Source organism: Streptomyces sp. NBC_01232 (genome assembly GCF_035989885.1).
Lineage (GTDB): Bacteria > Actinomycetota > Actinomycetes > Streptomycetales > Streptomycetaceae > Streptomyces.
In genome coordinates, this window is the sequence record NZ_CP108518.1 from 6321170 (window position 1) to 6344624 (window position 23455).

Annotated in this window: 21 protein-coding genes and 1 pseudogene; 8 read left to right on the plus strand and 14 right to left on the minus strand. The window is 73.7% G+C overall.

All coding sequences use genetic code 11. The annotated features are described in order from the left end of the window. Window positions 1–45 precede the first annotated feature (45 nt). Window positions 46–1062: a DUF4349 domain-containing protein gene (locus OG444_RS29200; protein ID WP_327264976.1), complete on the minus strand. Its 1017-nt coding sequence runs from the start codon at window positions 1060–1062 to the stop codon at window positions 46–48. Window positions 1063–1216: 154 nt separating this feature from the next. Here OG444_RS29200 and hemG point away from each other — a divergent pair, with 154 nt between their 5' ends. Both hemG and hemQ read left to right on the plus strand, forming a co-directional pair. Beyond that, window positions 1217–2701: a protoporphyrinogen oxidase gene (hemG, locus tag OG444_RS29205; protein ID WP_327266969.1), complete on the plus strand. Its 1485-nt coding sequence runs from the start codon at window positions 1217–1219 to the stop codon at window positions 2699–2701. A gap of 4 nt (window positions 2702–2705) precedes the next feature. Continuing rightward, entirely contained in the window at window positions 2706–3428 is a 723-nt protein-coding gene (gene hemQ, locus OG444_RS29210; RefSeq protein WP_327264977.1) for a hydrogen peroxide-dependent heme synthase, read from the plus strand. Window positions 3429–3562: 134 nt separating this feature from the next. Here the strand turns inward: hemQ and OG444_RS29215 are convergent, their stop codons facing one another. The 4 genes from OG444_RS29215 to OG444_RS29230 form a co-directional block, all read right to left on the minus strand. After that, window positions 3563–5230 (minus strand): alpha/beta fold hydrolase, encoded by a 1668-nt coding sequence (locus OG444_RS29215; RefSeq protein ID WP_327264978.1) that lies wholly within the window; start codon window positions 5228–5230, stop codon window positions 3563–3565. 133 nt (window positions 5231–5363) lie between these two features. Continuing rightward, window positions 5364–6407: a TIGR04222 domain-containing membrane protein gene (locus OG444_RS29220; RefSeq protein WP_327264979.1), complete on the minus strand. Its 1044-nt coding sequence runs from the start codon at window positions 6405–6407 to the stop codon at window positions 5364–5366. Next, on the minus strand, window positions 6404–7735 hold the full coding sequence (locus OG444_RS29225) for a DUF692 domain-containing protein (RefSeq protein ID WP_442810643.1): 1332 nt from the start codon (window positions 7733–7735) through the stop codon (window positions 6404–6406). Before OG444_RS29225 ends, OG444_RS29220 begins: the two co-directional genes overlap by 4 nt. Before the next feature lie 192 nt (window positions 7736–7927). Continuing rightward, window positions 7928–8680 (minus strand): aminoacyl-tRNA hydrolase, encoded by a 753-nt coding sequence (locus tag OG444_RS29230; protein WP_327264980.1) that lies wholly within the window; start codon window positions 8678–8680, stop codon window positions 7928–7930. 71 nt (window positions 8681–8751) lie between these two features. Between OG444_RS29230 and OG444_RS29235 the strand changes: the two genes are divergently transcribed. Together OG444_RS29235 and OG444_RS29240 are read left to right on the plus strand one after the other, a co-directional pair. Then, window positions 8752–9432, plus strand: coding sequence for an AIM24 family protein (locus OG444_RS29235; protein WP_327264981.1), 681 nt, complete (start codon window positions 8752–8754; stop codon window positions 9430–9432). Beyond that, window positions 9429–9954 (plus strand): annotated as a pseudogene (locus OG444_RS29240) (ABC transporter ATP-binding protein); the annotation flags it as partial. The gene OG444_RS29235 and the pseudogene OG444_RS29240, both read left to right, overlap by 4 nt. On the opposite strand, the gene OG444_RS29245 reads toward OG444_RS29240, so the two are convergent. From OG444_RS29245 to OG444_RS29255, 3 genes are read right to left on the minus strand one after another with little or no spacing between them, the layout of a single operon-like run. Next, window positions 9886–11082 carry a TolB family protein gene (locus OG444_RS29245; RefSeq protein ID WP_327264982.1) on the minus strand — a complete coding sequence of 399 codons (1197 nt, stop codon included), beginning with the start codon at window positions 11080–11082 and terminating at the stop codon, window positions 9886–9888. The pseudogene OG444_RS29240 and the gene OG444_RS29245 sit on opposite strands and share 69 nt — an antisense overlap. Beyond that, window positions 11079–12329 (minus strand): MFS transporter, encoded by a 1251-nt coding sequence (locus tag OG444_RS29250; protein ID WP_327264983.1) that lies wholly within the window; start codon window positions 12327–12329, stop codon window positions 11079–11081. The genes OG444_RS29245 and OG444_RS29250 overlap by 4 nt, the downstream gene beginning before the upstream one ends. Further along, window positions 12329–13687 (minus strand): discoidin domain-containing protein, encoded by a 1359-nt coding sequence (locus OG444_RS29255; RefSeq protein ID WP_327264984.1) that lies wholly within the window; start codon window positions 13685–13687, stop codon window positions 12329–12331. The genes OG444_RS29250 and OG444_RS29255 overlap by 1 nt, the downstream gene beginning before the upstream one ends. A gap of 268 nt (window positions 13688–13955) precedes the next feature. Between OG444_RS29255 and OG444_RS29260 the strand changes: the two genes are divergently transcribed. Beyond that, window positions 13956–14147 (plus strand): hypothetical protein, encoded by a 192-nt coding sequence (locus OG444_RS29260; RefSeq protein WP_327264985.1) that lies wholly within the window; start codon window positions 13956–13958, stop codon window positions 14145–14147. 27 nt (window positions 14148–14174) lie between these two features. Here OG444_RS29260 and OG444_RS29265 read toward each other — a convergent pair whose 3' ends face one another. From OG444_RS29265 to OG444_RS29280, 4 genes are all read right to left on the minus strand, one after another. After that, window positions 14175–15086: a polysaccharide deacetylase family protein gene (locus OG444_RS29265; protein ID WP_327264986.1), complete on the minus strand. Its 912-nt coding sequence runs from the start codon at window positions 15084–15086 to the stop codon at window positions 14175–14177. A gap of 59 nt (window positions 15087–15145) precedes the next feature. Then, window positions 15146–16135, minus strand: a complete 990-nt coding sequence (locus OG444_RS29270; protein ID WP_327264987.1) for a PPK2 family polyphosphate kinase — start codon at window positions 16133–16135, stop codon at window positions 15146–15148. 64 nt (window positions 16136–16199) lie between these two features. After that, entirely contained in the window at window positions 16200–17576 is a 1377-nt protein-coding gene (locus OG444_RS29275) for an alkaline phosphatase PhoX (protein ID WP_327264988.1), read from the minus strand. 8 nt (window positions 17577–17584) lie between these two features. Then, entirely contained in the window at window positions 17585–18145 is a 561-nt protein-coding gene (locus OG444_RS29280; RefSeq protein WP_327264989.1) for a hypothetical protein, read from the minus strand. Window positions 18146–18380: 235 nt separating this feature from the next. Here OG444_RS29280 and OG444_RS29285 point away from each other — a divergent pair, with 235 nt between their 5' ends. Both OG444_RS29285 and OG444_RS29290 read left to right on the plus strand, forming a co-directional pair. Continuing rightward, on the plus strand, window positions 18381–19694 hold the full coding sequence (locus tag OG444_RS29285) for a cytochrome P450 family protein (RefSeq protein WP_327264990.1): 1314 nt from the start codon (window positions 18381–18383) through the stop codon (window positions 19692–19694). Between the two features lie 39 nt (window positions 19695–19733). Beyond that, window positions 19734–20873, plus strand: coding sequence for an amidohydrolase family protein (locus tag OG444_RS29290; RefSeq protein ID WP_327264991.1), 1140 nt, complete (start codon window positions 19734–19736; stop codon window positions 20871–20873). Between the two features lie 57 nt (window positions 20874–20930). Here the strand turns inward: OG444_RS29290 and OG444_RS29295 are convergent, their stop codons facing one another. Both OG444_RS29295 and zapE read right to left on the minus strand, forming a co-directional pair. Further along, window positions 20931–21359, minus strand: coding sequence for an OsmC family protein (locus tag OG444_RS29295; protein ID WP_314248514.1), 429 nt, complete (start codon window positions 21357–21359; stop codon window positions 20931–20933). Between the two features lie 63 nt (window positions 21360–21422). Continuing rightward, complete coding sequence (gene zapE / locus OG444_RS29300) at window positions 21423–22478, minus strand: cell division protein ZapE (protein ID WP_383205129.1); 1056 nt, start codon at window positions 22476–22478, stop codon at window positions 21423–21425. An 84-nt stretch (window positions 22479–22562) separates the two neighbouring features. Here zapE and OG444_RS29305 point away from each other — a divergent pair, with 84 nt between their 5' ends. Further along, window positions 22563–23351, plus strand: coding sequence for a pyrimidine reductase family protein (locus tag OG444_RS29305; RefSeq protein ID WP_327264993.1), 789 nt, complete (start codon window positions 22563–22565; stop codon window positions 23349–23351). Window positions 23352–23455 lie beyond the last annotated feature (104 nt).

Here is a 23455-nt window from a genome sequence, read left to right on the forward strand (position 1 = left end):
CTTCACCACCGTTGGATGGTGAACACGCTACGGCCGAACGGGCGTTCAGTCCTGTACGTCGGCCTCGGTGTCCGGAGCCGTCCGCGCCGCCGGCACGGTCACCCGCTCCGGGACCGGGACCGGGGCCGGCTTCGGCGCCGCCGGCCGCCACCGCCGGTACAGCCGGACCAGCAGCGCCACCGCAGCGGCCGCCAGGGCGAACGGCAGTACCGCGCCCACTGCCACCGTCAGGTAGCGCACGACCTTGGTGAAGACGTCCCAGCCGCCGCCCAGGGCCCCCAGGAAGGTGGGCTCCTTCTTCTTCTCCTTCTTCTCCGCCTCCGGCTTCGCGGCCGGCTCGGTGACCTCCAGTGTGATCGTGCCCAGCGAGGTCTTGTCCTTCAGCGCCGTCTGCTGCGCCAGCAGCGACTCCAGGTCGGACTGGCGGCGGGACAGCTCGCTCTCCAGCATCACCACCTCGCTCAGGGCCGAGGCCTTGCCCATCATCTCGCGCACCCGTGCCACGCTGGCCTGCTGCGAAGCGACGCGGCTGCCGATGTCGGCGACCTTCTCGGTGACGTCCTGCGCGTCGACCTTGCGGTGCAGGAGCTTCCCGCTCCCCTCCATCGAGCCGAGTACCGCGTCGTAGTGCTCGCCCGGCACCCGCAGGGTCACCGTCGAGGTCATCCGGCCGTCCTCGCCGCGCTTGGTCGACTCGTTGCCGACGTAGCCGCCCGCTCCGTCGGCGGCCGTGCGGGCCGCGGCGAGCGTCTTCTGCACATCCGTCGTCTCGATGCCGAGGGTCGCCGTACGGATGACGTTCGGGCGGACCACGACCGGCGGCGCGTTCTTGTCGGCAGGGGCCCCGGAGGCGTTCGCGGAGCCCGCGGCGCCCGCGGACCCGGCCGGCGCCGGGGCCGCCGCGGCGCCCTCGGGGGCCTTTCCGTCGGCGGCGGGCGCCACCGCCGCCTTGTCCTGTGCGGATCCCTGGCCGCTCGCGCCGCAGCCGGTGAGCACGAGCGCCCCGGCCAGCGAGAGGGCGGCCAGGGCCGCCGCGGAACGGTGTCTGTCGAAACTGCGCATCGCTGTAAACCCCCGAGGATCGGCTGGTGTTGCCGTTTCGACGTACAGAGTCCCGTCGCAGGTTTCGAATCCACGGTCCCGGGCCGATCCCGATGCGGTCACGGTCCGGCCTCGGAGATCGATCTGAGACGATGTGTCCATGCACGAAGCGGACATGCGTACGGACCGGCCGGCCGGTGCCCCCGGATCCACCGGCTCCCGGGGGCACGCCGTCGTCATCGGCGGCGGCATCGCGGGCCTCGCGGCCGCGCACCGGCTGCTCGCCGAAGGCCTCCGCGTCACCCTGCTGGAGGCCGGACCGCGCCTCGGCGGCAAGCTGTACGCCGGTGAGCTCGCCGGTGCCCGCGTCGACCTCGGCGCCGAATCCATGCTCGCGCGCCGCCCCGAAGCCGTGGCCCTGGCCCGCGCCGTGGGCCTCGGCGACGCCGTGCAGCCGCCCGCCACCGCCACCGCCCACCTGTGGACCCGCGGCGCGCTGCGGCCGATGCCGCGCGGCCACGTGATGGGCGTCCCCGGCGACCTGGGACCGCTCGCCGCCTCCGGCGTGCTCTCCGCCGAGGGACTGGCCCGCATCGAGGCCGAACGGACGCTGGCGCCCACCGAGATCGGCGAGGACGTCGCCGTCGGCGAGTACGTCGCGGCCCGCCTCGGCCGTGAGGTCGTCGACCGGCTGGTGGAACCACTGCTCGGCGGGGTCTACGCCGGCGACGCCTACCGGATCTCCATGCGGGCCGCCGTGCCCCAGCTCTTCGAGGCCGCCCGCACGCACGCACTCCTGGGCGACGGCGTACGGGAACTGCAGCGCCGGGCGGAGGCGGCGCCCCAGCAGGCCGGCCCGGTCTTCGCCGGCATCGACGGCGGCATCGGACGGCTCCCGCTCGCCGTGGCCGAGGCCTGCCGGGCGGCCGGGGCCCGGCTCGTCACCGATACGCCCGTCCGCGAGGTGGCCCGCACGCCCGACGGCTGGCGGGTGGTGGCCGGCGCCGAGGTCATCGAGGCCGACGCCGTGATCCTGGCCACCCCGGCCGGGGCCGCCGCGCGCCTGCTGGACGGTCTCGCGCCGGCCGCGGCCGCCGAGCTGCGCGGGGTCGAGTACGCCTCCATGGCCCTCATCACGATGGCCTTCCGCCGCACCGACCTGCCGGAGGCCGTCTCCGGCGGCGGCGCCAGCGGGTTCCTCGTACCGCCCGTCGACGGCCGGACCATCAAGGCCTCCACGTTCTCCAGCAACAAGTGGGCCTGGGCCGGGGCGGATCCGGAGCTCTTCCTGCTGCGCACCTCGGTGGGCCGCTACGCCGACGAGAGCGACCTGCGGCGCGAGGACGGCGAGCTCGTCGACATCTCCCTCGCCGACCTCGGCGAGGCCGTGGGCCTGGCCGCCCGGCCCGTCGCCTCCACCGTCACCCGCTGGGACGGCGGACTGCCCCAGTACCCCGTCGGCCACCTCGACCGCGTCGCCCGGATCCGCGGCGCCGTCGCGGCCCTGCCGGGCCTCGCGGTGTGCGGCGCGGTCTACGACGGCGTGGGCATTCCGGCCTGCATCGCGAGCGCGGGCAGGGCCGCGGACGCGGTGATCGCCGGGCTCGGTGCGCGTACGGCACCCCTGGCACCGACCACTGATCAGCGCACGGGACAATAGGCACATGACTGCACCAGAGAAGATTCCCAATGCGGGGAAGAAGGCGAAGGACCTCAACGAGGTCATCCGCTACACCCTGTGGTCCGTCTTCAAACTGAAGGACGTTCTCCCCAGTCTTGACGCTGACCGTACCGGCTACGCCGACGAGGTCCAGGAGCTCTTCGACCAGCTGGGCGCCAAGGACATCACCGTCCGCGGCACCTACGACGTCTCCGGCCTGCGCGCCGACGCCGACGTCATGATCTGGTGGCACGCCGAGACGGCGGACGAGCTGCAGAGCGCCTACAACCTGTTCCGCCGCACCAAGCTGGGCCGCGCGCTGGAGCCGGTGTGGTCGAACATGGCCCTGCACCGCCCGGCCGAGTTCAACAAGTCGCACATTCCGGCCTTCCTGGCCGACGAGGTCGCGCGCGACTACGTCAGCGTGTACCCCTTCGTGCGCAGTTACGACTGGTACCTGCTGCCCGACGAGGACCGTCGCCGTATGCTCGCCGACCACGGCAAGATGGCACGCGGCTACCCCGACGTGCGCGCCAACACCGTCGCCTCGTTCTCGCTGGGCGACTACGAGTGGATGCTGGCCTTCGAGGCGGACGAGCTGTACCGCATCGTCGACCTCATGCGTCACCTGCGTGCCTCCGAGGCGCGTATGCACGTCCGTGAAGAGGTGCCCTTCTACACCGGGCGCCGCAAGTCCGTCGCCGATCTGGTGGCCGGGCTCGCCTGATACCTCCCCTGGGGGGAAGGACCGGAGGACGACCACACCGTCAGGTGAGTTCCTCCGGTGCATCGGGAGGCAGGGCCTGATCCGAGGACAGGCCGGCCCCCGAAACGACGCAGCCGGAGATCCCGCCCGGAAGTTCAGACGACCGGCGGCAGCAGCGCCCTGCGGGCGCTCGCTGCCCGGTCGTCCAGCGACACCGGTGCGGGCTCCGGATGCGGCGCACATGTGACACGCCACCCCGGGGTGGCGCCCGTCAGCAGGTACCGCTCCACGTGACGGTCCACGCAGCCATTGCCTCCGCCGACCACTCCGTGGGAGCCGGCCCCCGTCTCCGTCACCAGCGAAGCCCCCGCGCCGAGCCGCCGCTGGAGTTCCAGCGCCCCCGGGTAGGGGGTCGCCCCGTCCCGCTCCGCCGCGACGACCAGGGTCCTGGGCAGCCGCTCGGGCTGCGCCCCTACCGCCACCGGCCGCTGCCGCTCGCGCACCGGCCAGGAGGCGCACGGGAGGTTCAGGAAGGCATTGGCCCAGGTCTCGAAGGGGGCCCTGCGGGCCAGCTCGGTGTTGTCGCGGTCCCAGGTCTGCCAGTCCGCGGGCCAGGAGGCGTCGTTGCAGAGCACCGCCGTGTACACCGCCGTCGCGTTCTCCGCCTCGGCCGCCGTCCGGGGGTCCGGGGCCGCCTGGGCGGTCAGCGGCGCCGGATCGCCGCGCAGGAAGGCCGCGAGGGCCGCGGCCCGCTCCGGCCAGACGTCGTCGTAGTAGGCGGCCTGGAGGTAGGCGGCCCGCAGTTCGCCGGTGCCGACGACCCCGCCCGCGGGCGTACGGGCCACCGCGTCCAGGACGCGCCCGTAGCTCGCCTGTACGGCGGCCGGGGTGGCGCCGAGCCGGTACGTGCCGTGGTGCCGGGCCGCCCAGGCGCGGAAGTCGTACCAGCGGCGCTCGAAGCCGGGTGACTGGTCGAGGTTGTTGCGGTACCAGACGCGGCGCGGGTCGGGATCGACCGCCGAGTCGAGGACCATCCGGCGCACGCGGCCCGGGTGCAGGGTGGCGTAGACGGCTGCGAGGTAGGTGCCGTACGAGGCGCCCATGAAGGTCAGCCTCGGTTCGCCGAGCGCGGCCCGCAGGACGTCCAGGTCGCGGGCGTTGTTGAGCGTCGTGTAGTGCGGCAGGGCCGCGCCGGCCAGCCGTGCGCAGCCGCGGGCGTAGGCCCGGGCGGCCGCGAGGCGCTGCCTCTTGTACGCCGGGGAGGGGTCGACCGGGACCTGGGTGGGGCCCTGGGCCCGGGTGGCGGGGTCCTGGCAGGACAGCGGGGCGGAGCGGCCGACACCGCGCGGGGCGTAGCCGACGAGGTCGTAGGCGGCGGCGATCCGCTCCCGGCCGGGGAGCCCCGCGGTGAGCGGGAAGAACATGCCCGAGGCGCCGGGGCCGCCGGGGTTGTGGACCAGCGCGCCCTGTCGGACCGCGCCGCCGGCGCCGGTGGCGACGACCCGGCTGACGGTGAGGGAGATCTGCGGGCCGTCGGGTCGGGCGTAGTCGAGCGGTACGCGCAGGGTGGCGCAGCGGACCGGGGCGGGGAGTTCCTCCACGTCCGGGCAGTGGCGGAAGTCAAGGCCGCCATTGCCCCCGGCCGCCGCCCCGGCCGCCGCACGGCGGGCGACGAGGGCGGCGCCGGCGGCCTCGGCGGCCGTCCCGCCGAGCGGGACGGGCGGTGCGGTCGGCGCGGCGTGGGCCGGGAGGTGGGCCGGGACGCAGAGGGCGAGGGAGAGCGCCCCCAGCGCGGCTGCGCGGCGTACCGGGTCCGTCCCCATGGCGACCCCTTCCTCTCATCGGATGAACCGATGAGAGGCCTGGGTGCCGCGGTTGTAAAGGATCATCTCCGGGTGTCGGTGCCGATGGCCCCATTGCCGCGTGAACCGCCCCCGGTTGCCGTACCCCGGCCGGTCAGGAGCTGCTGCCGCAGCTGGAGCCGGACGAACTGCCGCAGCTCGACGAACTGCCGCAGCTGGAGCTGCTGCTCGAACAGCTGGAGCCGCCGCCGGAGGAGCCACAGCTACTGCCGGAGGAGAAGCAGCCGCCCCCCGAGGAACCGCAGCCCGAACCGCTGCCGCAGCTCGAACCGCCGCTGCCGCCGTCGCTCGCGGCGCACCAGACGATCGGCAGCACCGCCGCCGCGGACCAGTCCGCAGAACTGTCCGTGCCGTGGGGCCGGGTGCCGGACTGGGCCGCGGCCAGCCGGGTGCCGCGCACGGCGGGCACCAACTGCTGGCGCAGGTAGGGGTCCCGCAGACCGCGCAGCCCGAACAGAGCGGTCTGCACGTGCGCGGCCGGGTCGTTGCGGTGGGCGGAGCGGATGTCGCGCAGCGCCCGCGTCCCCGCCGCGGTGACCCGGCTCTTGGCCCGGGCCGCGCAGACCAGACCGACGACGATGCCGCCGATCAGCGCGAGCAGCACCTTCGCGATGAACGGCACCCCGGAGCCGGACGAGGCGATGAGCGACACGACGGTCAGCACCATCGACACCGGGATCAGGAGCGCGCACACGGCGGCCTGGGTCAGGGCCCAGCGCCGGTGGCGCCGCAGACCGGATCCGGGCGGGGTGATCAGCCCGCGGTCGGCCAGCGCGTCCCCGATCTCCTGGACGGCCGGGTCGCACATGGCGGCGAAGCGCACCTGGTAGAGCCAGCCGGAGGGCGCTGCCTGGTGGGCCCGCAGGACGGCCCGCTCGGCGGGGTCGTTGGCCCGCGCCCCGGGGCGTACCTGCACGATGCCCGGGCCGCCGCCCACCAGCCGGCCGTCGCCGAGCATCGAGACGAGCGCGGCGTCGACGACGGTGCCGGGGCCACCGACCACGAAGGCGGCCTCGGAGAGGTCGTGCAGTGCAGGGGCGGGTCCCGCGGGCCCGGACCGGGACCTGCGGAGCCCGGCCATCAGCAGGACGGAGGAGACGATGACGGCGATCCACATCGCCAGGGCGAGGAGGTTCATGCCGCTCTCCCCGCGAGCGTCCGGGCCCAGCGCACGATCCGGCGCGGTGGCCTGGCTCCGGACCGCTCGCGCCACCAGTCGGTGAGCCGGCGCCGGGCGGCCGGATCGGCCGGCAGGTCCCGGATCAGCAGGTCCTCGGCGAAGTCCAGCGCGTCCCGGCGGTATCCGGCGGTCATGGGGCGCCCCTTGGCGTACGAGAGGAACACCTCGCGGTACGCGTCCGGGCCGCCCAGAATCCCGGGCAGCTCGGGGGCCAGCCTGGCCACCACGTCCGCCCGCTTGGCGGCCAGCGCCCGGGCCTGTACCCGGATCCGCCGGCGGTCGAAGCCCTCGGGCACGGGGGTCCCGGCCACCAGCGCCGACAGCAGCGCGGCCTGGCCGAGCGCCACCCGGGTCCGGGCCGACTCCTCGACCGGGCGCGGCCCGGTGCCGACCGGAGCGGACCCGGCCACGGCCGGCTCCTCCGGTGCGGACGCCCCTGCGGTCCGTGCCGTCACCGCCGCTCCGGCCGTCCCCGATGTCACCACCGCGCGGATCGCGGACAGCTCGCCCGCGAGCTCCGCCTCCGCCGGGAAGTCGTCGTCCCGTTCCAGCAGGACGCCGGGCGGATCCACCCGGGAGCGCAGCTCGGCCAGCAGGTCGAGCACCACCGGCGGCACCGGGTGCGCGTGGGTGTCGTGCCAGACGCCGCCCCGCTCGATGCCGCCCGCCACGTGCACGTACGCCAGCGCCTCCAGCGGGATCGCGTCCAGCACGGCCGCCGGGTCCTCGCCCCGGTTGACCCGGTTGGTGTGCAGGTTGGCCACGTCGATGAGCAGCCGGACACCGGTCCGCTCGACCAGCTCCGTGAGGAACTGCCCCTCGGTCAGCTCCTCGCCCGGCCACGAGAACAGCGCGGCGATGTTCTCCAGGGCCAGCGGCACGGGCAGCGCGTCCTGCGCGATCCGTACGTTCTCGCACAGCACGTCCAGCGCGTCGCGGGTGCGCGGCACCGGCAGCAGGTGGCCGGCCTCCAGGACGGGCGAGGACGTCCGTACGAAGGCGATGTGCTCGCTGACGAGCGGCGCCCCCAGCGCCACCGCCCGCTCGCCGAGCGCCGCCAGCTTCGCCGGATCGGGGCGGTCGGCACCGCCGAGGCCCAGCGACACCCCGTGCGGCACCACGCGCGTCCCCCGCTCGCGCAGCCGCATCAGGGACTCCGGCAGGTGGCCGGGGCATACGTTCTCGGCCACCACCTCGACCCAGTCCAGGCCGGGCAGCCGCTCGACGGCGTCCGCGATCTCCGGCCGCCAGCCGATGCCCACCCCCAGGTGTGCCATGGGTTTCATGTCCCCTCGCCCCCTCTCGTCGCACTGTGTGCCGATGTCATGGCCCCGACGGAGTCCCGCCAACCGCAGGAGGGGACGTTCAGAGGAACATTTGAGGTTCCCGCCGGCCGGGGATCCGCGTCGGGGTCCGTGGCGGGGTCCGTGCCGGGGTCCGCGTCTGCGCTCGTGTGGGGGTTCGTGTCCGGGTTCGTGTCAGAGCCGGGCCCGCAGCGCCGGATGGTCGGCCACCACCGTCGCGCTGCCCGGTGCGATCTCGGTGAATCCGGCGTCCCGGACCACCGGCAGCCCGCTCCCGCTCAGCTCCGCCCACCGCTCGCGCGGGGCCGTCCGTACCGCCAGCCGGAAACCGGAATCCCGCCAGGCGGCCCGCTCCGGCTCCGCCAGTTCCCACCACGCGAGCTGCGCCGCGTGCCCGGCCTGGGCCATGGCCTTGCCGGCCGACATGCCGAGACCGGGGTTCAGCCACAGCACGGGCAGACCCGGCTCCGCGTGCGCGGCGACCGGTTCGGGGTCGTCCAGTTCGGTGCCCGACACCTGGAGCTTGGCCAGCTCCTTGGGCCAGCCGTCGAGGGGGACCGGCGGGAAGACCCGTACCTGCGCGTCCTCTCCGTGCACCGTGACGCCCGGCAGGGTCTCCGCCTTGCGCCACTCCGCGCCGCGCGCCCGCCGGACCACCTTGCGGATCCGGGCGTCCTGCCAGTCGCGGACGGCCTGGGCCCACTCGCCCTCGCCGTGCGCCCGCTCGTCGGTGAGCAGGACCAGCACGGCGCGGGCGGCCGTCTCCAGGGCGTCGGTCCGGGCCGGCGGCGCGGCCTTCTCGATGCGCACCACCAGCGGCAGGACGAACTGCGGGGCCTCGTCGCGCAGTACGTGCTCCTGCCGGAAGGGGCTGTCCGCCCCGACCGCGGGGACGTCGGAGATGTCGTTCGTGTGCTGGCTGCTCATCCCGCCAAGGATGCCAGCCTCCACCTTCAGGAGGATGCCCCGGGTGGCCGGGCCGGGTGAGGATCGCAGCCATGAAGAGTGATCTTTTCGCGTCCGAGAACATGGCCCAGGCGGCCGTCACCCCCGGCATGAGCCTGCAGAACGCCAAGTCCGTGAAGTACAACGTCAGCGGTGAAATGCTGGCCCGTCAGGGCTCGATGGTCGCCTTCCGCGGCAACCTCCAGTTCGAGCGCAAGGGACAGGGCATAGGCGGCATGCTCAAGCGCGCCGTGACGGGCGAGGGCCTCGCGCTCATGTCCGTACGCGGCCAGGGCGAGGCCTGGTTCGCCCACCAGGGAGCCAACTGCTTCATCATCGACTTCGAGCCGGGCGACGCCCTGACCATCAACGGCCGAAACGTCCTGTGCTTCGACACGACCCTGTCCTACGAGATCAGGATGGTGAAGGGCGCCGGCATGACCGGCGGCGGCCTCTTCAACAGCCTTTTCACCGGCACCGGCAAGCTCGCCGTCGTCTGCGACGGCCACCCGATCATCATCCCGGTCACCGCCCAGGCCCCGGTCTACGTGGACACGGACGCGGTGGTCGGATGGAGCGCCGGGCTGGAGACCGGCCTGCACCGCTCCCAGTCGGTCGGCTCGATGATCCGCGGCGGCTCCGGCGAGGCCGTCCAGCTCAAGCTGAGCGGCGAGGGCTTCGTCATCGTCCGCCCGAGCGAGGTCACCGAGTCGACGGCCGCCTACCGAACCTGACCGGTGTGGGCCGCCACTACGGACGGCGCGGGCCCTGGGTGCTGCGCGGGGTCTCGCTGGAGCTGCCGCGCGGAGCCCTCGTACGGATCGAGGGCGGCAACGGCGGCGGACGGACTGGAGCGGTTCGGCGCCGCCGCGTACGCCCGCACCCCGCTGGCCGAACTGTCCAAGGGGACCAGCCAGAAGGTGGCCGTCGCGCAGGCGCTGCTCGCCGAGCCGGGGCTGCTCGTCCTCGACGAGGCGTGGACCGGCCTCGACGCGTCCGCCCGGGCGGAGCTGGACCGCGCCGTCGCCGAACGCACCGCCGCCGGAGGCACCGTGGTGTTCGTGGACCACGACCCGCGGCGGCTCGCGGGCGCGGCCGACGCCCGCCACCCTCGCGGTGGCGGCCTGCGCACTGACCGGCCTCGCCGTGGGTGCCCTGTGCAGCAGGCCGCTTCTGCGGCGCCGCGGTCACGGGGTCCTGGCCGGGACCCTCGGCTCCCTGCTGGCCTGGGTCCTTCCGTTCTCCCCGGCCCGGGGCGCGGTGTCCGCCCTGGTGACGGCGTCGGGCCCGGGCCCGGTGCCGCTGCCGGTCGCGGCACTGGCGGGTGCGCTGCTGCTGGCCGCCGTGGTGGGCACGACGGCCTGCCTGGTGGCCGCGCGGCGGAGCTGAAGAACGCCCGGGCCGATGGCTGCGGGGGAGGAGGCGTCCGGGGCGAGGAGACGGGGCTGGCCCGTGCCGTCGGCCGGGACCGACCAGATGTCGCTCGCGCGGCCGCCCCGGCCCGGCAGGGCGTAGGCGAGGGTCGAGTCGTCCAGCCAGACGGCCTGGTCGTCGACGCTGTGCGCTTCGGCGGACGGGTGCTCGCGCATCGTCGCCAGGTCCAGGACATACAGCCGCCAGGGTGCCCGGGGGTCGTCGGAGACCTTCTTCTTGAAGGCGACGCGGGTGCCGTCCGGTGACAGCGAGGGGCATTCGGCGTTCTCGCGCAGGGCCTTGGCCGACCATGCGCGCAGGTCGCCCTCGACGAGGTGGGTGATGCCCCGGGTGGAGACGGTGGCGTAGAAGCGGTTGTCGTCGGCGGCGAAGGTCACGCCCCAGTAGTTGACGTCGGAGTCGTGGTGGCGGGTCCCGCCCAGGGTCAGCGGGATCTGCTCGATCGACTTGATCAGGTAGCCGGTGCGCAGGTCCAGGACGGCCGTCCGGGTGGAGAACGCGGCCGTGTTGTAGGAGTCGCCGGTCGTGAAGGTGGTCCAGGAGAGCACCTGCCCCGAGGCCGAGACACGGGCCCGGTTCGGGATGCCGGGCACGGTCACCCTGCGCACCTCCCGTAGCCGCCCGTCGAGGACGAGGGCCTCGGTGCGCGCCGGGACCCCGGGCAGTTTGCGCAGGCACAGGGCGTGGCCCCCGGCGGTGTGGAAGCGGTCGCAGGAGGGGCCGCCGGTCACCCGCGGCAGGCCGGGGCCGCCCTGGCGCGCGACCCGCCCGCCGGCCGTGTCCCGGAAGTAGAGCCCGGGCTCCTCGACGGTGAAGGAGGCGTCCGCCTGCTGTCCGGGTGGCCGTTCCCGGTGCCGTGCGTCCAGTACGTAGCTCAAGGAGCCGCCCGCGAGCACCAGGACGGCGGTGACGACGAGGGCGAGGCGGAGCCGGCGGGACGGGGGGTTCACGGGGCCTCCGGGACTGCGGTCGGGGGAGCGGCGGGCATGATGCGCCAGGCGGCCGCGAGCGCCCCGGCCAGCGCGAGGGCAGCGGTCCACAGGGCGGGCCGCGGTCCCCAGAGGGTCCACGCCGCCCCGAAACCGGCGGCGCCCAGCAGTCGGGCCAGCGCCTGGCCGGTCTGCAGCACCGCGAGTCCGCCCGCCCGCCCGGCCGCCGGCAGTGCGGGCGCGGCGAGCGCCATCAGAACCCCGTCGGTGGCGGCGTAGAAGAGCCCCAGCAGGACGAGCACCCCGGCGACGGTCGGCGGGGAGAGGGGGGCGAGCAGCAGGGCGTACGCGCCGAGCAGGGCGCCGTGCCCGAGCAGGAACGCCGTCCGGCGCCCGGTCCGGTCGGCGATCCGGCCCGCGGGGACGGCGAGCAGCAGGTAGACGGCGGCGGCCCCGAGCGGCAGCAGTGTGAAGAGGGCGGGCGGCAGGTCGAGGCCGCGCAGGAGCAGGAGGTAGAGGAAGGCGTCGCCGATGGTGGTGGCGCCGAGCAGGGCCGAGGCACACAGCACGCGCCGGAAGGCGGGATCGCGCAGGGCCCGGACGCGCGGTGGGCCGGCCCCGGGCGGGGGAGGGGCGGCCGGCCCGGGCGCGGCCGGGACGTACACCACGAGCAGGAGCACGCCGAGCAGGCCGGTGCAGAAACTGACGGCGAACACCGCGTCGTAGGCGTCGGCGGTCGCCCACAGCACGGCGAACGCGGCGAGCGGTCCGAGGAGGGCGCCCGTGGTGTCCATGGCGCGGTGCACGCCGAAGGACCGGCCGAGCGTTTCCGGGGGCCCGCTGAGCGAGATCAGGGCGTCGCGCGGGGCGGTACGGATGCCCTTGCCCAGCCGGTCGGCGGCGAGCGCGGCAGCGATCCCGCCAGTGGCGCCCCCCGCGAGCAGCAGTCCGAGCCGGGAGAGCGCGGAGAGCAGGTAGCCGGCGCCGGCGACCCTCTTGTGGTGGCCCCGGCGGTCGGCGAGCCGGCCGCCGAGCAGCCGTACGAGGGCGGTGGCCCCGTTGAACATCCCGTCGAGGAAGCCGAACTGGAGGGGGGTCAGGCCCAGGCCCAGGACGAGGTAGAGCGGCAGCACCGCGGTGACCATCTCGGAGGAGATGTCGGTGACGAGGCTGACCGTGCCGAGCGCGAGGACGGCGGCGGGGACGCGCCGCCGGGCCCCTGGGGTGCGGGGCGGCGCGTCCGGGCGGCCGTTGGCGGCCAGGTACATCAGTGGCAGCTGTACTTCGGGCCGGTGTCCTTGACCTGGCCGTCGGTGGCGACGTAGGTCCAGCCGTAGCCGGTGTCGGTGAAGTCCAGCTTCACCACGCCGTACGGTCCGCTGACCCGCTTCTGGCTGTTGGGCTGGACCTCCTCGATCGGGTAGGGCTCGGCGCCGCCCATGCCGCCGACGATCTCCACGATCCCGTCGGCGGTCGCCCGGCCGTCGGGGTCCTGCGGGGCGAACCGCTCGTAGTGGTGGTCGTGCCCGTTCAGGACCAGGTCGGCCCTGGCGGCGTAGAGGATCTTCCAGACCGGCTTGGAGACGGGGTCGTTGCCGTGCCCGCCGGAGGAGTACAGCGGGTGGTGCCAGTAGGCGGCGATGCACGGCTTGGTGTTGGCGGCGAGGTCGGCCTTCAGCCAGTTGAGCTGGGCGGCCTGGTCGAAGGAGTTGGAGTCGAGGGCGACGAAGTGCCAGTTGCCCTCGTCGAAGCTGTAGTAGCTCCTGCCCTGCGGGTAGGCGATGCTCCCGAAGTACGACTTGTACCCGGCGAGCGGGCCGGCCGGGTCGTACGTCTCGTGGTTGCCCGGGACCGGCCGGGTCCGGGCCTTGAAGGCGCCCCAGGTCTTGTCGTAGTAGGCGCGGTAGTCGGACAGCCGGGCGTCGTCGTACTGGTTGTCGCCCATCGTCAGATAGAACTTCGGGTCGATCCGCTGGGCCAGTGCAGCCGTCTTCGGGTGCGCGCAGCCGCTGTCGGACGCCGTGCACTGCGCGGCGATGTCACCGGCGGCGACGACGGTGAAGGAGCCGCCCGGCGGCGGCCCGTCCCCGACGGTGCCGTACACCTCGGCCTCGAAGAGCGAGTAGCCGTACGAGGTGCCGCGCGCGGTGCCCTGGACACGCAGGTAACGGCCCTTGCCGGACAGGCCGGTCCAGTCGTCGACGCCACCGTTGCCGGAGCTCTCGGCGGCGAGCGGGGTCCAGGCGGCGCCGTCGGCGGAGATCTCGACGCGGTACGCCTTGGCGTAGGCGGCCTCCCAGGTGAGCCGTACCCGCGAGACGGTGGCGCCGGCGCCGAGGTCGACCCGGATCCACTGCGGGTCCTTGCCCTCGGCGCTGGCCCAGCGGGTGGCCGGATCGCCGTCGAAGGCGTTCTTCGCGCCCAGTGAGGAGGACTCGGTGGAGGAGGCGGTGGCGGGCTTCCCGCGGGATATGAGGGGGTCGGCGGCGGCCCCGGCCCGGCCCGGCCAGGCCAGCAGGAGCCCGCCGAGGAGCGCGAGTGCGGCGAGGCCGGTGAGGGCGGTGAGGAGGAGGGGGCGGAGTCTGCCGCGTAACAGACGGGGGTGAGCGGAGGCGTTCAGGCGCATACCTGGAACTCCCTGCCTTGAGGGGGCGGCGAGAGCTGGACACTGGCGCGGGGCGCCGTCCCCTGCCCGCCCGCGGGCGGGCAGGGGACGGCGCCACGGCGGCCGGGTCAGAGCTCTCGCTGAGCGCGTCATGCCCGTGGGGGTGGGCACCGCGCCAAGCCGCCGCCCGGGACACTAACAGGAAGGAAAGTTTCCTACCAGTGGTCCCGCGGCAGTTGTCCCGGGCCTTTCCGGAGCCCGTTCCCCACCCGCGGGTAGGCTCGTACGCATGGACCGGCCGGAAGAGACCCCGTCGTACTGCCCCGCCCCCGCCGCGCCGGCAGGCCGGGTGGCCGGGCCGCCGTACGCGGACTGCCTGGAGTGCGGACGGCCCACCGAGTACGGGGTCGCCACCCCGGGCGTGGTGCTCTGCCCGGTCTGCGAGTGGCAGGACGCGCAGCGCAACGCCTGCTCCGGGTAGCCGGTTCGAGGGCGGCCCGGGCCCGCGCTACTTTCCGATCAGCTCGGAGACCTTCACGAACCGGTAGCCGCGCTTGCGCAGTTCGGGGACGATCCGCCGGACGGCCTCCTCGGTGACCGGGGCGGCGCTGCGCGTGCAGTGCATGACCACCACCGAGCCGGGCTTCACCCCGGCGAGCACCTGCTCGGCCACGGCGACCGGGTCCTTGGCGAAGGCGTCCCCGCTGACCACGTCCCACTGGACGGCCGTGACCCCGGCCGTGGACAGGGCCCGCAGCGACTGGTCGTCGTAGCAGCCGCCCGGGAAGCGGAAGTACGGGACGGTGTTGACCGCGCCCGCCTGCCGGAAGGCGGCGAAGGCCCGGTCCACGTCGGCCCGGGCGGCCGCGGTGTCGAGCACGGGCAGCCCGTAGCAGGGCGAGGTGAAGGCGTGGTGGCTGTACGAGTGGTTCGCGATCTCGAAGTTCGGGTCGGTGCCGATCGACTTCGCCTGATCCGGGTACTCCTCGGCCCAGCGGCCCGTCATGAAGATCGTCGAGGGCACCTTGAGGGTGCGCAGGGCCGAGATCAGCGCGGGGTTGTCGAAGTGCTCCCCGCCCGCGGCGCGCGGCCCCTGGTCAGAGGTCATGTCGGCGTCGAAGGTCAGCGCCACGGTCTTGTCCGTCTGCTGCTTCGCCCGTTCGAAGACGGGGGCCAGGCCGTTCGGGCCGGGCGCCATCGTCGGGGGCTTGGCGGGGGCGCCGGCCTGCGGGGAGGCGGCGGGCGATCCGGCGGCCGATGCCGATGCCGACGCGGATCCGGATGCGGAGGCGGCGGGGGTGCCCATACGGGCCTCGCGGCCGGCGGCCGGCGCGCCGGCGCCGCCCCCGCATCCCGCGAGGGCGGCGCCGAGCACCGCCACGGCAGCTGCGGCAGCTACTTTTCGTACGGAATTGGTCACGCACGCAAACTATATGACTAACTGATCAGAAGAATGGACGACAGGCGGTCGAGCGGAACTCACCCCTCCAGCAGCTGCCTGCGGCACTCCTCGACATCGAAGTCACCCTTCGGATAGTGCGGATCGATGTCCTCCAGGTGCTCCAGCAGCAGGGTGCTGATCGCCCAGTTGCGGTACCACTTGCGGTCCGCGGGCACGACGTACCAGGGCGCCGCGTCGGTGGAACAGCGCTCCAGCGCCAGCTCGTACGCCTCCTGGTACGCGGGCCACAGGCTGCGCTCCGCGATGTCGCCCAGGTTGAACTTCCAGTGCTTGTCGGGGTTGTCCAGCCGGGCCAGGAGCCGGCTCCGCTGCTCCTCGTGGCCGATGTGCAGGAAGACCTTCACCACGCTCACGCCGTCGTCCGCGAGGGCCTGCTCGAACCGGTTGATCTGGGCGTACCGGCTGCGCACCCGGTTGCGCGGCACGAGCTCGCGGACACGGGCGATGAGCACGTCCTCGTAGTGGGAGCGGTCGAAGATCCCGATCTCGCCCGGCAGGGGGAGCTCCTGCTTGATGCGCCAGAGGAAGGGGTGGCTCTGTTCCTCCTCGGTGGGCGCCTTGAAGCCCTTGATCCTGCAGCCGGAGGGGTTGAACTGGCCGATCACGTGCTTGACGGTGCCGCCCTTGCCGCTGGTGTCCATGCCCTGCAGGACGAGCAGGACGCGGCGGCGGTCCCCGGCGGTGCTCGCCGCGTAGAGCCGCTCCTGGAGAGAGGCGAGCGGCTGCGCCAGCAGGGCGGTGGCGGCCAGCCCGGCCGCCTTGCCGGCGGGGCCGCCGGGGGTCCCGGAGGAGTCGAGGAGGCGGAGGTCCGGCCGCTCGCCCGGGGTCACGCGCAGCAACTCCCGCAGCGACGGCCGCGCTCCGTCGCCGCCGCCGTCGGACCGCTTCCCGGCCTTGCCGCCCTTCGCGGCCTTCTCGGGCCCCTCCTGTTTCGCGGGCTTCTCCGACTTCTCGGACTTCGCCGATTTCCGCTTCTCGTGCCGCTTCTCGTTCTGCTTCCCGGCCATCGCTGACCACCCCATTCCCGTCGGTTCCGTACGATCTTCCAGCAGACCGAACGGGAGCGCGAGATCAGCGCCAGGGCCCCGTCACCGCGAACGTGGTCCCCGGCGCGTAGGCGTTCGCGTACATCGTCCGCCCGTCCGGGGAGAAGGTGACCCCGGCGAACTCCCCCCACTCCGGGGCCCCCGGCTGTCCGATGTCCTCGGCGTTGCGGGCCATCGGGTAGACCTCGCCGTCCACCGTCACCCCGAGGACGTACTGCGCCCCGCCGCCGTCCTCGCACACCATCAGTCCGCCGTCCGGGGCCAGGCAGATGTTGTCGGGGGAGTCCCCGGGCAGCGCGATGTCGGCGGCCGGGCCGAAGACCACGTCCAGCCGCAGCACGGAGTTCCGCGGATCGTAGAACCAGACCTGCCCGTGGTGGTCGCCGGCCGCTCCCTCGCCGCTGCGGGCGAAGCTGGACACGAAGTGGACCCCGCCGTCGCCCCAGTAGCAGCCCTCCAGTTTCTGCGCGTGGGTGATTCCGCCCGGCCCGAAGTCCTGCAGCCGGATCGGCGTCCCGGCCGCCGAGGGGTCCGGTACGGGCACCCATTCCACCGGGAACCGGGACCCGGGCTCGTCCACGACCGCCAGGTCCGCCAGCCCCGGTACGCGCAGGGCCTCCAGCCGGCCCCCCGCCCGCAACGAGCCGAGCCCGCCGAGCGGCCGCTCGGGCAGGAACCGGTAGAAGAGCCCGAACGGGCGGACGAAGGCGTCCTCGGTCTCGTAGACGACCCCGCGGTACGGGTCCACGGCGACGGCCTCGTGAGCGAAGCGGCCCATCGCGGTCAGCGGGACCGCGCCCGAGCGGTGCGGGTCGGCCGGGTCCACCTCGAAGACGTAGCCGTGGTCCCGGGTGTAGCCGGAAGTGCCCGCGCGGTCCTCGGTCTCCTCGCAGCTCAGCCAGGTGTTCCAAGGGGTGCGGCCGCCCGCGCAGTTGACGGCGGTGCCGGCGAGGGCGACCCGCTCGCCGGTGACCCGCCCGTCCGCGTCGAGCTCCAGCGCGGTGCAGCCGCCGAGGGCCCCGGGGTCGTACGTCAGTCCCCGTACGGCGGGAACGCGCAGGGCGGCGGTGGTGCGGTTCTCGTGGTTCCGGACCAGCCGCACACGCCCGCCGCCCGCCTCGAAGGCGGCCATGCCGTCGCAGTTGGCCGGCACCGCGCCCTCGCCGGAGCGCAGCGGCCGGCCCGCCCGTGACAGCACCCGGTACGTGAACCCCGCGGGCAGGTCGAGAAGCCCGCGCGGATCGGCCACCAGCGGCCCGTAGCCGCCGGTGGCCCGCGGAGCCCGGGGGGCCCGGGCGGCGAGGGAGTCACCCCCGGCGAACAGCGCGCCGAGCGCCCCGCTGAAGACGATCCCGCCCGCGGCGAGCAGGCTGCGCCGGGTGACGGACACCGGTGGCCGCACGGGCGGCATCAGGCGGCCGGCTTGGGGCGGGTGGTGCCCGGAAGGCAGTTCACCGCCTTGTTGAAGGTCGTGAACAGACCGCCGGGATTCTTCTTCCACAGCCACATGTGGAGGGCGTAGTGCACCGGCTGACCGGGGAAGTTGCCGGGCCGGGGGCCCTGGAAGGCGGTGCCGAACATCGTGGGGCGGTCGTCGTCCGTCGTCACCTTCTGATCGCGGTCGTAGACCAGCCACTGGACCGCGACGAGCCGCTTTCCGCCGCGCCCGTCGTCCTCGTAGAACAGTGCGGCGGGCTTCGCCGGGTCGACGGAGTTGTCGTACTTGTGGTTGAAGTGCGGGTAACCGAGCGCGCCGGTGCCCGCCTTGTCGACGACGCAGTACTGGTCGGGCTTGTAGCCCGCCGCCACGGCGTTGGCGTGCAGCTGGAACCTGGCGGTCGCCGCGTACACGAGGGCCCGGTCGCCCAGGGCCCGGCCGGGGCCATGGTCCGCCGTGGCGGGGGGAGCGGCGAGGGCGGCCAGGGTGAGCGAGGCGACTGCGGTGAGGGCCGGGGCGAGACGGCGTGCCATGCGCGGGCTCCTTGTGACGGGCTGGCTGGGGCACCTGCAGCCCTTCCCCGGGCCGCCGCACCCGCCACACACTCGGCCCGGACGGACGACCGCCGATCGGCTGACGGCCGGCCGGACCCACCCCGGCCCCCGGCCCGGCCGGCTCACTCGAACGGGAAGCGCGCCGTTTCACGACGCCTCCGTACGGGGAACCGCTGTTGTCCCGAGCGGACGAGTACGACGGAGGGTGCGGATCATGGCGCAGCAGGATGCGGCACCGAACGGCGGCGGCGAGCTGCACGACATCGTGTCGGCCGTGTCCAGGGGCGCGCCCGAGTACCGGCAGTGCCCCCATCCGATGTACGCCGCCCTGCGGGAGCAGGCCCCGGTGTGCCGGCTGACCCCGCCCCACGGGATCGACACCTTCCTGATCACCCGTCACGACGACGCCCGCGAGGCGCTGTCCGATCCCCGGTTCAGCAAGAACATGCGCGGGGCCATCGACACGTACCACGCCGTCTACGGCAGCTTCTTCGACGCGCTCGACGACAACGTGCTCTTCTCGGACCCGCCCCGGCACACCCGGCTGCGCCGCATCCTGCGGAGCGCCTTCACCCCCCGGCGGGTGGAGGAGATGCGCCCGAGGATCACCGAGATCGCCGAGGGCATCCTCGCCGAATGCCGCAGGGCGGGCACGGTCGACCTGATGGCGGCGTTCGCGTTCCCGCTGCCCGTCGCGGTCCTGTGCGAGCTGATGGGCATTCCGCAGGAGGACCGCCCGGAGATCCTGGAACAGTTCGCGGTGGTGACCCGCTCCCGGTTCGATCCCAGCAGGAAGGCGGAGCTGAAGGCGGCCGAGGAGCGCCTCCAGCACCGGCTGGAGCGGCTGATCTCGGACACCCGCGACCACCCGTGCGACTCCTTCCTCAGCGACCTCATCCGGGCGGAGGAACCGCTGGAGGACGCCGAACTGGTCGCGTCGTTGTGGGTCCTTTTCTTCGCGGGCCACAAGACGACCGCCTACCAGATCGGCAATTCCGTCCTCAACCTGCTGCTGCACCCCGATCAGGCGGCGAAGCTCCGCAGGGACCCCGCGCTCGTCCCGCGCGCGGTCGAGGAGATGCTGCGCTTCGAGGGATCGGTCGAGACGTCGACGTTCCGGTACGCGGCGCAGGACGCCGAGATCCGCGGCACGCCGATCCCCCGGGGCTCCCTCGTGCAGATCGCGATCTCCTCGGCCAACCGGGACCCGGAGAAGTTCGACCTCCCCGACGAACTGGACGTGACGCGCGAGGGACTCCAGGGCACGCACCTGGGCTTCGGACACGGAACCCACTACTGCCTGGGGGCGCCGCTGGCGCGGCTCGAACTCGAGATCGCGCTCGCCTGTCTGCTGCGGGATTTCCCGGACATGGAGTTGGCCGACGCGCAGGAGACCGGGAGGGCGTGGCTCAAGGGGCCGGTGCCGGCGTTCCGGGGCCTCGAACACCTCCGGCTCGTCCTCGACCCGGCGCGCCCCGACGGGGACCCGGGCGAAGCGGAACTGGCCTCCGTGGCCTCCGGAAAGTAACCCAGACCCGATGGACGGTGGATTGGCATGACGGAATCCGTGAGCACTTCCGCTTCCGTGGGGACTTCCGCGGTACGCCTCCTGGGAACGCCGGCGGACGGACTGCGCATCGCCGCGGTGGGCACCAGCGAGATCATCCGGGTCGCGCACGGATCTTCTCCACCCGGCGGGCAGGACGCGGCCGGCGCGGTCCATTCGAAGATCGACATGCACCATCACTTCTGCGCGCCGCAGTGGCGCGACTGGGCCGCGCACCACGGACTGATCGATCCGGAGCGGCTGCCGCCGTGGACCCGGCTCGACACCGAGGCGGCGATCCGCTTCATGGACGACACCGGTATCACCACCGCCGTCCTCAAGCCGATGCTGCCGGCCCGCTACCGCTCGTCGGCGCAGCTGCGCGAGGCCATCAACATCACGCTGCAGTCGATGACCGAGGTGGCGCAGTCGCATCCGGGGCGGTTCTCGTTCTACGTGCCGCTCTTCCTGGACGACCCGGACGCGTCGTCCTGGGCCGTGCGCCGCGGGCTCGGGCAGCTCGGCGCCGTCGGCGTGAACGTGACGGCCAACTACGGGGGCGTCTACCTCGGGGATCCCGCCTACGACCGGCTGTTCCACGAGCTGAACGAACGCGCCGCCGTGGTGGACACCCACCCGCACAACCTGCCCGACGGGCCGCCCGGTGGCTCCGGCGGCCCCGGTGCGCCGGGTGCGCCGGGTGCGCCGACGGTCCCGGGCATCCCCAACTTCATGTGCGACTTCCTGCTGGACACCACACGGGCCGCCGTGAACATGATCAGCAGGAGGACGCTGGACCGCTTCCCGGACCTCTCCGTCGTCCTGCCGCACGCCGGCGGCTTCCTGCCGTACATCGCGACGCGCCTGCAGGCCCTGGGCCGGTTCTGCGATCCGCGCGTCGAACCCGCGGCCGTCCGTGACCACCTGGGCCGCTTCTACTACGACACCGCAGGGCCCATGGCGCCCGCCGCGACCCTGCTGGAGCATGTGCCGGCCGACCACATCCTCTTCGGCACCGACTGGCCCGCCGCCCCCGCCGACACGGTGACCGAACTGGCCCTGCCCGCCCTCGAAGCGGATCCGGCCTTCACCCCGGAGCAACTGCGGGGGATCTACCACGACAACGCGATGCGCCTGATCCCGCAGCTGGCGACCGCCTGACGGGGGCGCGGGCCGCACCCCGCGGCCCGCGCCCCCGCCGGAGCGGAAGCGGGAGGATCAGACGAGCTTGGCGCTCAGGGTGATCGTGGTGCCCGTCAGCGCCTGGCTGACCGGGCAGTTCGCCTTTGCGTCCTCGGCCGCGGCGGTGAACGCGTCGGCGTCCAGGCCCGGCACCTCGCCCTCGGTGGTGAGGTGGATGCCGGTGATGCCCTTGCCGGGCACGAAGGTGACGGCGGCCGAAGTGGTCAGCTTGGCCGGCGGGTTGCCCGCCTTCGCCAGGACGTTCGAGAAGGCCATGTTGAAGCAGCTGGAGTGCGCGGCGGCGATGAGCTCCTCCGGGCTGGTCCGCCCGTTTGCGGCCTCGTCGGTGCGCGCGGGCCAGGAGACCGGGTAGCTGCCGAGGCCGGACGAGTCGAGGGTGACGACGCCCTTGCCCTCGAACAGGTCGCCTTCCCAGACGGCGTGTGCGTTGCGTGTGGCGGCCATGGTGGATCCCTTCGTAGAAGTGGGAACGGCCGGAGTACCCGAAGGTCCCCGCCGTCCCCAAACCTACTGGGAGACCAGGGGCTTCGCGTCGCGCGCCAGCGCGGTGAGCCGCGATATGGCGCGGAAGTACTTCTTCCGGTAGCCGCCGTTCAGCATCTCGTCACTGAACAGCTGATCGAAGGGCACCCCGGAGGCCAGGACCGGGATCTCCCGGTCGTACAGCCGGTCGGCCAGTACCACCAGGCGCAGTGCCGTCGACTGGTCCGGCACCGGGCCGACATCGGTCAGGCAGACCGCCGTGATGCCGTCGGTCAGCCCGCCGTAGCGGCTCGGGTGCACCCGGGCCAGGTGTTCGAGCAGCCCGGGGAAATCGTCCAGGCTCGCGCCCTCGGTCGCGTACGCGGCCTTGGTGACCTGCTCGTCGGAGAACGGCGCCGGAGCCTCCGGCAGACCGCGGTGACGGTAGTCCTGGCCGTCGATCCGCAGCGGCCGGAAGTGAGCCGAGAGCCCCTGGATCTCGCGCAGGAAGTCGGCGGCGGCGAAGCGGCCCTCGCCGAGCTTGCCGGGCAGCGTGTTGGAGGTGGCGGCGAGCGCCACGCCCTGCTCGACGAGGCGGCTGAGCAGCGAGGACACCAGTACGGTGTCGCCCGGGTCGTCCAGCTCGAACTCGTCGATGCACAGCAGCCGGTGTCCGCCCAGGGTCTGCACGGTCTGCTGGAAGCCGAGCGCGCCGACCAGGTTGGTCAGCTCCACGAAGGTGCCGAAGGCCTTGAGCGCGGGCTCGGCCGGGGTGGCGTGCCAGAGGGAGGCCAGCAGGTGGGTCTTGCCGACGCCGTAGCCGCCGTCGAGGTAGACCCCGCGCGGACCGGTGGGGGCGGCGGGCTTCTTGGAGAACCAGCGCTTCTTGCCGGCGCCACTGGCGTGCGCCCCGCCCAGACCGGCGGCGAAGCCGCTCAGGACGGTGACGGCCTCGGACTGGCTCGGCTGGGTCGGGTCCGGGTTGTACGTGTCGAAGCGCACCGAGTCGAACCGCGGCGGCGGGACCATCTCGGCCACCAGCCGCTCGGCGGGCACCCGCGGTTCGCGCGCGCACAGGGCCTGGGGGCCCGCGTCGGCTATGGGGGGCCGGCCGGAGGTGTAACCGGAGGTGGAGAGAGATGTTGACACAGCTCTTAACTCTACGGGGCGTGGCACACTGCACCGATGCGACGCCTGTTCCCTGTGACCGATCAGACATCAGCCTCGCCCCAGGACCGGGCCGACCGGGAGTGGTCGCTCGACGAGCTGGCGGACGCCTACGCGTACCCCGCGCTGGGGGCCGACGGCCCGGCGCACTGGCTCCGGGCGAACATGGTCTCCACTCTGGACGGGGCCGCCCAGCACGACGGCCGCTCGCAGCCGATCTCCGGCGAGAGCGACATGCGGATCTTCGGCACCCTGCGGGCGCTGGCCGATGTGGTGGTCGTCGGCGCGGAAACGGTTCGCCAGGAGGGCTACCGACCGGCCCGCGCCCGGGAGGCCTTCGCCGCCCGCCGTGCCGCCTCCGGGCAGGGCCCGGCCCCCGCCATCGCCGTGGTCACCGCGAGCATGGACCTGGACTTCTCGCTGCCGCTGTTCACCTCCCCGCTGGTGCCGACCCTGGTGGTCACCGGAGCCGCCGCGCCCGCCGCCAGGGTGGAGGAGGCCGTGGGGGCCGGTGCCGAGGTCGTGGTGGCCGGTGACGGCGCGGCCGTGGACGTCGCCCGGGCGGTGCGGGAGCTGGCCGCGCGGGGACTGCGCCGCCAGCTCACCGAGGGCGGGCCGCGGCTGCTGGGCCAGTTCGTGGCCGCCGACGCCCTGGATGAGCTGTGCCTGACGATCTCCCCGATGCTCACCGCCGGCGGTGCCCAGCGGATCTCCGGCGGGCCCTCCGTCACGGTTCCGCACCGGCTCGCGCCCGCCTGCGTACTGGAAGAGGCCGGGTTCCTCTTCACGAGCTACCGTCGGATCTGACAAGGCGCGGAATTTGTCGTTCCGCTTTGCTTCCGCCGGGCACATAACTGGGCAGGTATGTCTGCGCAGGGCCCCGTGCGACAGCGGGGCAGGATGGTTTCCGC

Bases quoted from the DNA above. Each gene is read 5' to 3' on its own strand.
- OG444_RS29215 (WP_327264978.1), bottom strand. From the start codon at position 5,230: ATGGGGACGGACCCGGTACGCCGCGCAGCCGCGCTGGGGGCGCTCTCC.
- OG444_RS29220 (WP_327264979.1), bottom strand. From the start codon at position 6,407: ATGAACCTCCTCGCCCTGGCGATGTGGATCGCCGTCATCGTCTCCTCC.
- OG444_RS29260 (WP_327264985.1), top strand. From the start codon at position 13,956: ATGGACCGGCCGGAAGAGACCCCGTCGTACTGCCCCGCCCCCGCCGCG.
- OG444_RS29285 (WP_327264990.1), top strand. From the start codon at position 18,381: ATGGCGCAGCAGGATGCGGCACCGAACGGCGGCGGCGAGCTGCACGAC.
- hemG (WP_327266969.1), top strand. From the start codon at position 1,217: ATGCGTACGGACCGGCCGGCCGGTGCCCCCGGATCCACCGGCTCCCGG.
- OG444_RS29255 (WP_327264984.1), bottom strand. From the start codon at position 13,687: ATGCGCCTGAACGCCTCCGCTCACCCCCGTCTGTTACGCGGCAGACTC.
- OG444_RS29280 (WP_327264989.1), bottom strand. From the start codon at position 18,145: ATGGCACGCCGTCTCGCCCCGGCCCTCACCGCAGTCGCCTCGCTCACC.
- OG444_RS29230 (WP_327264980.1), bottom strand. From the start codon at position 8,680: ATGAGCAGCCAGCACACGAACGACATCTCCGACGTCCCCGCGGTCGGG.
- hemQ (WP_327264977.1), top strand. From the start codon at position 2,706: ATGACTGCACCAGAGAAGATTCCCAATGCGGGGAAGAAGGCGAAGGAC.
- OG444_RS29250 (WP_327264983.1), bottom strand. From the start codon at position 12,329: ATGTACCTGGCCGCCAACGGCCGCCCGGACGCGCCGCCCCGCACCCCA.
- OG444_RS29305 (WP_327264993.1), top strand. From the start codon at position 22,563: ATGCGACGCCTGTTCCCTGTGACCGATCAGACATCAGCCTCGCCCCAG.
- OG444_RS29235 (WP_327264981.1), top strand. From the start codon at position 8,752: ATGAAGAGTGATCTTTTCGCGTCCGAGAACATGGCCCAGGCGGCCGTC.
- OG444_RS29270 (WP_327264987.1), bottom strand. From the start codon at position 16,135: ATGGCCGGGAAGCAGAACGAGAAGCGGCACGAGAAGCGGAAATCGGCG.
- OG444_RS29295 (WP_314248514.1), bottom strand. From the start codon at position 21,359: ATGGCCGCCACACGCAACGCACACGCCGTCTGGGAAGGCGACCTGTTC.
- OG444_RS29200 (WP_327264976.1), bottom strand. From the start codon at position 1,062: ATGCGCAGTTTCGACAGACACCGTTCCGCGGCGGCCCTGGCCGCCCTC.
- OG444_RS29225 (WP_442810643.1), bottom strand. From the start codon at position 7,735: ATGAAACCCATGGCACACCTGGGGGTGGGCATCGGCTGGCGGCCGGAG.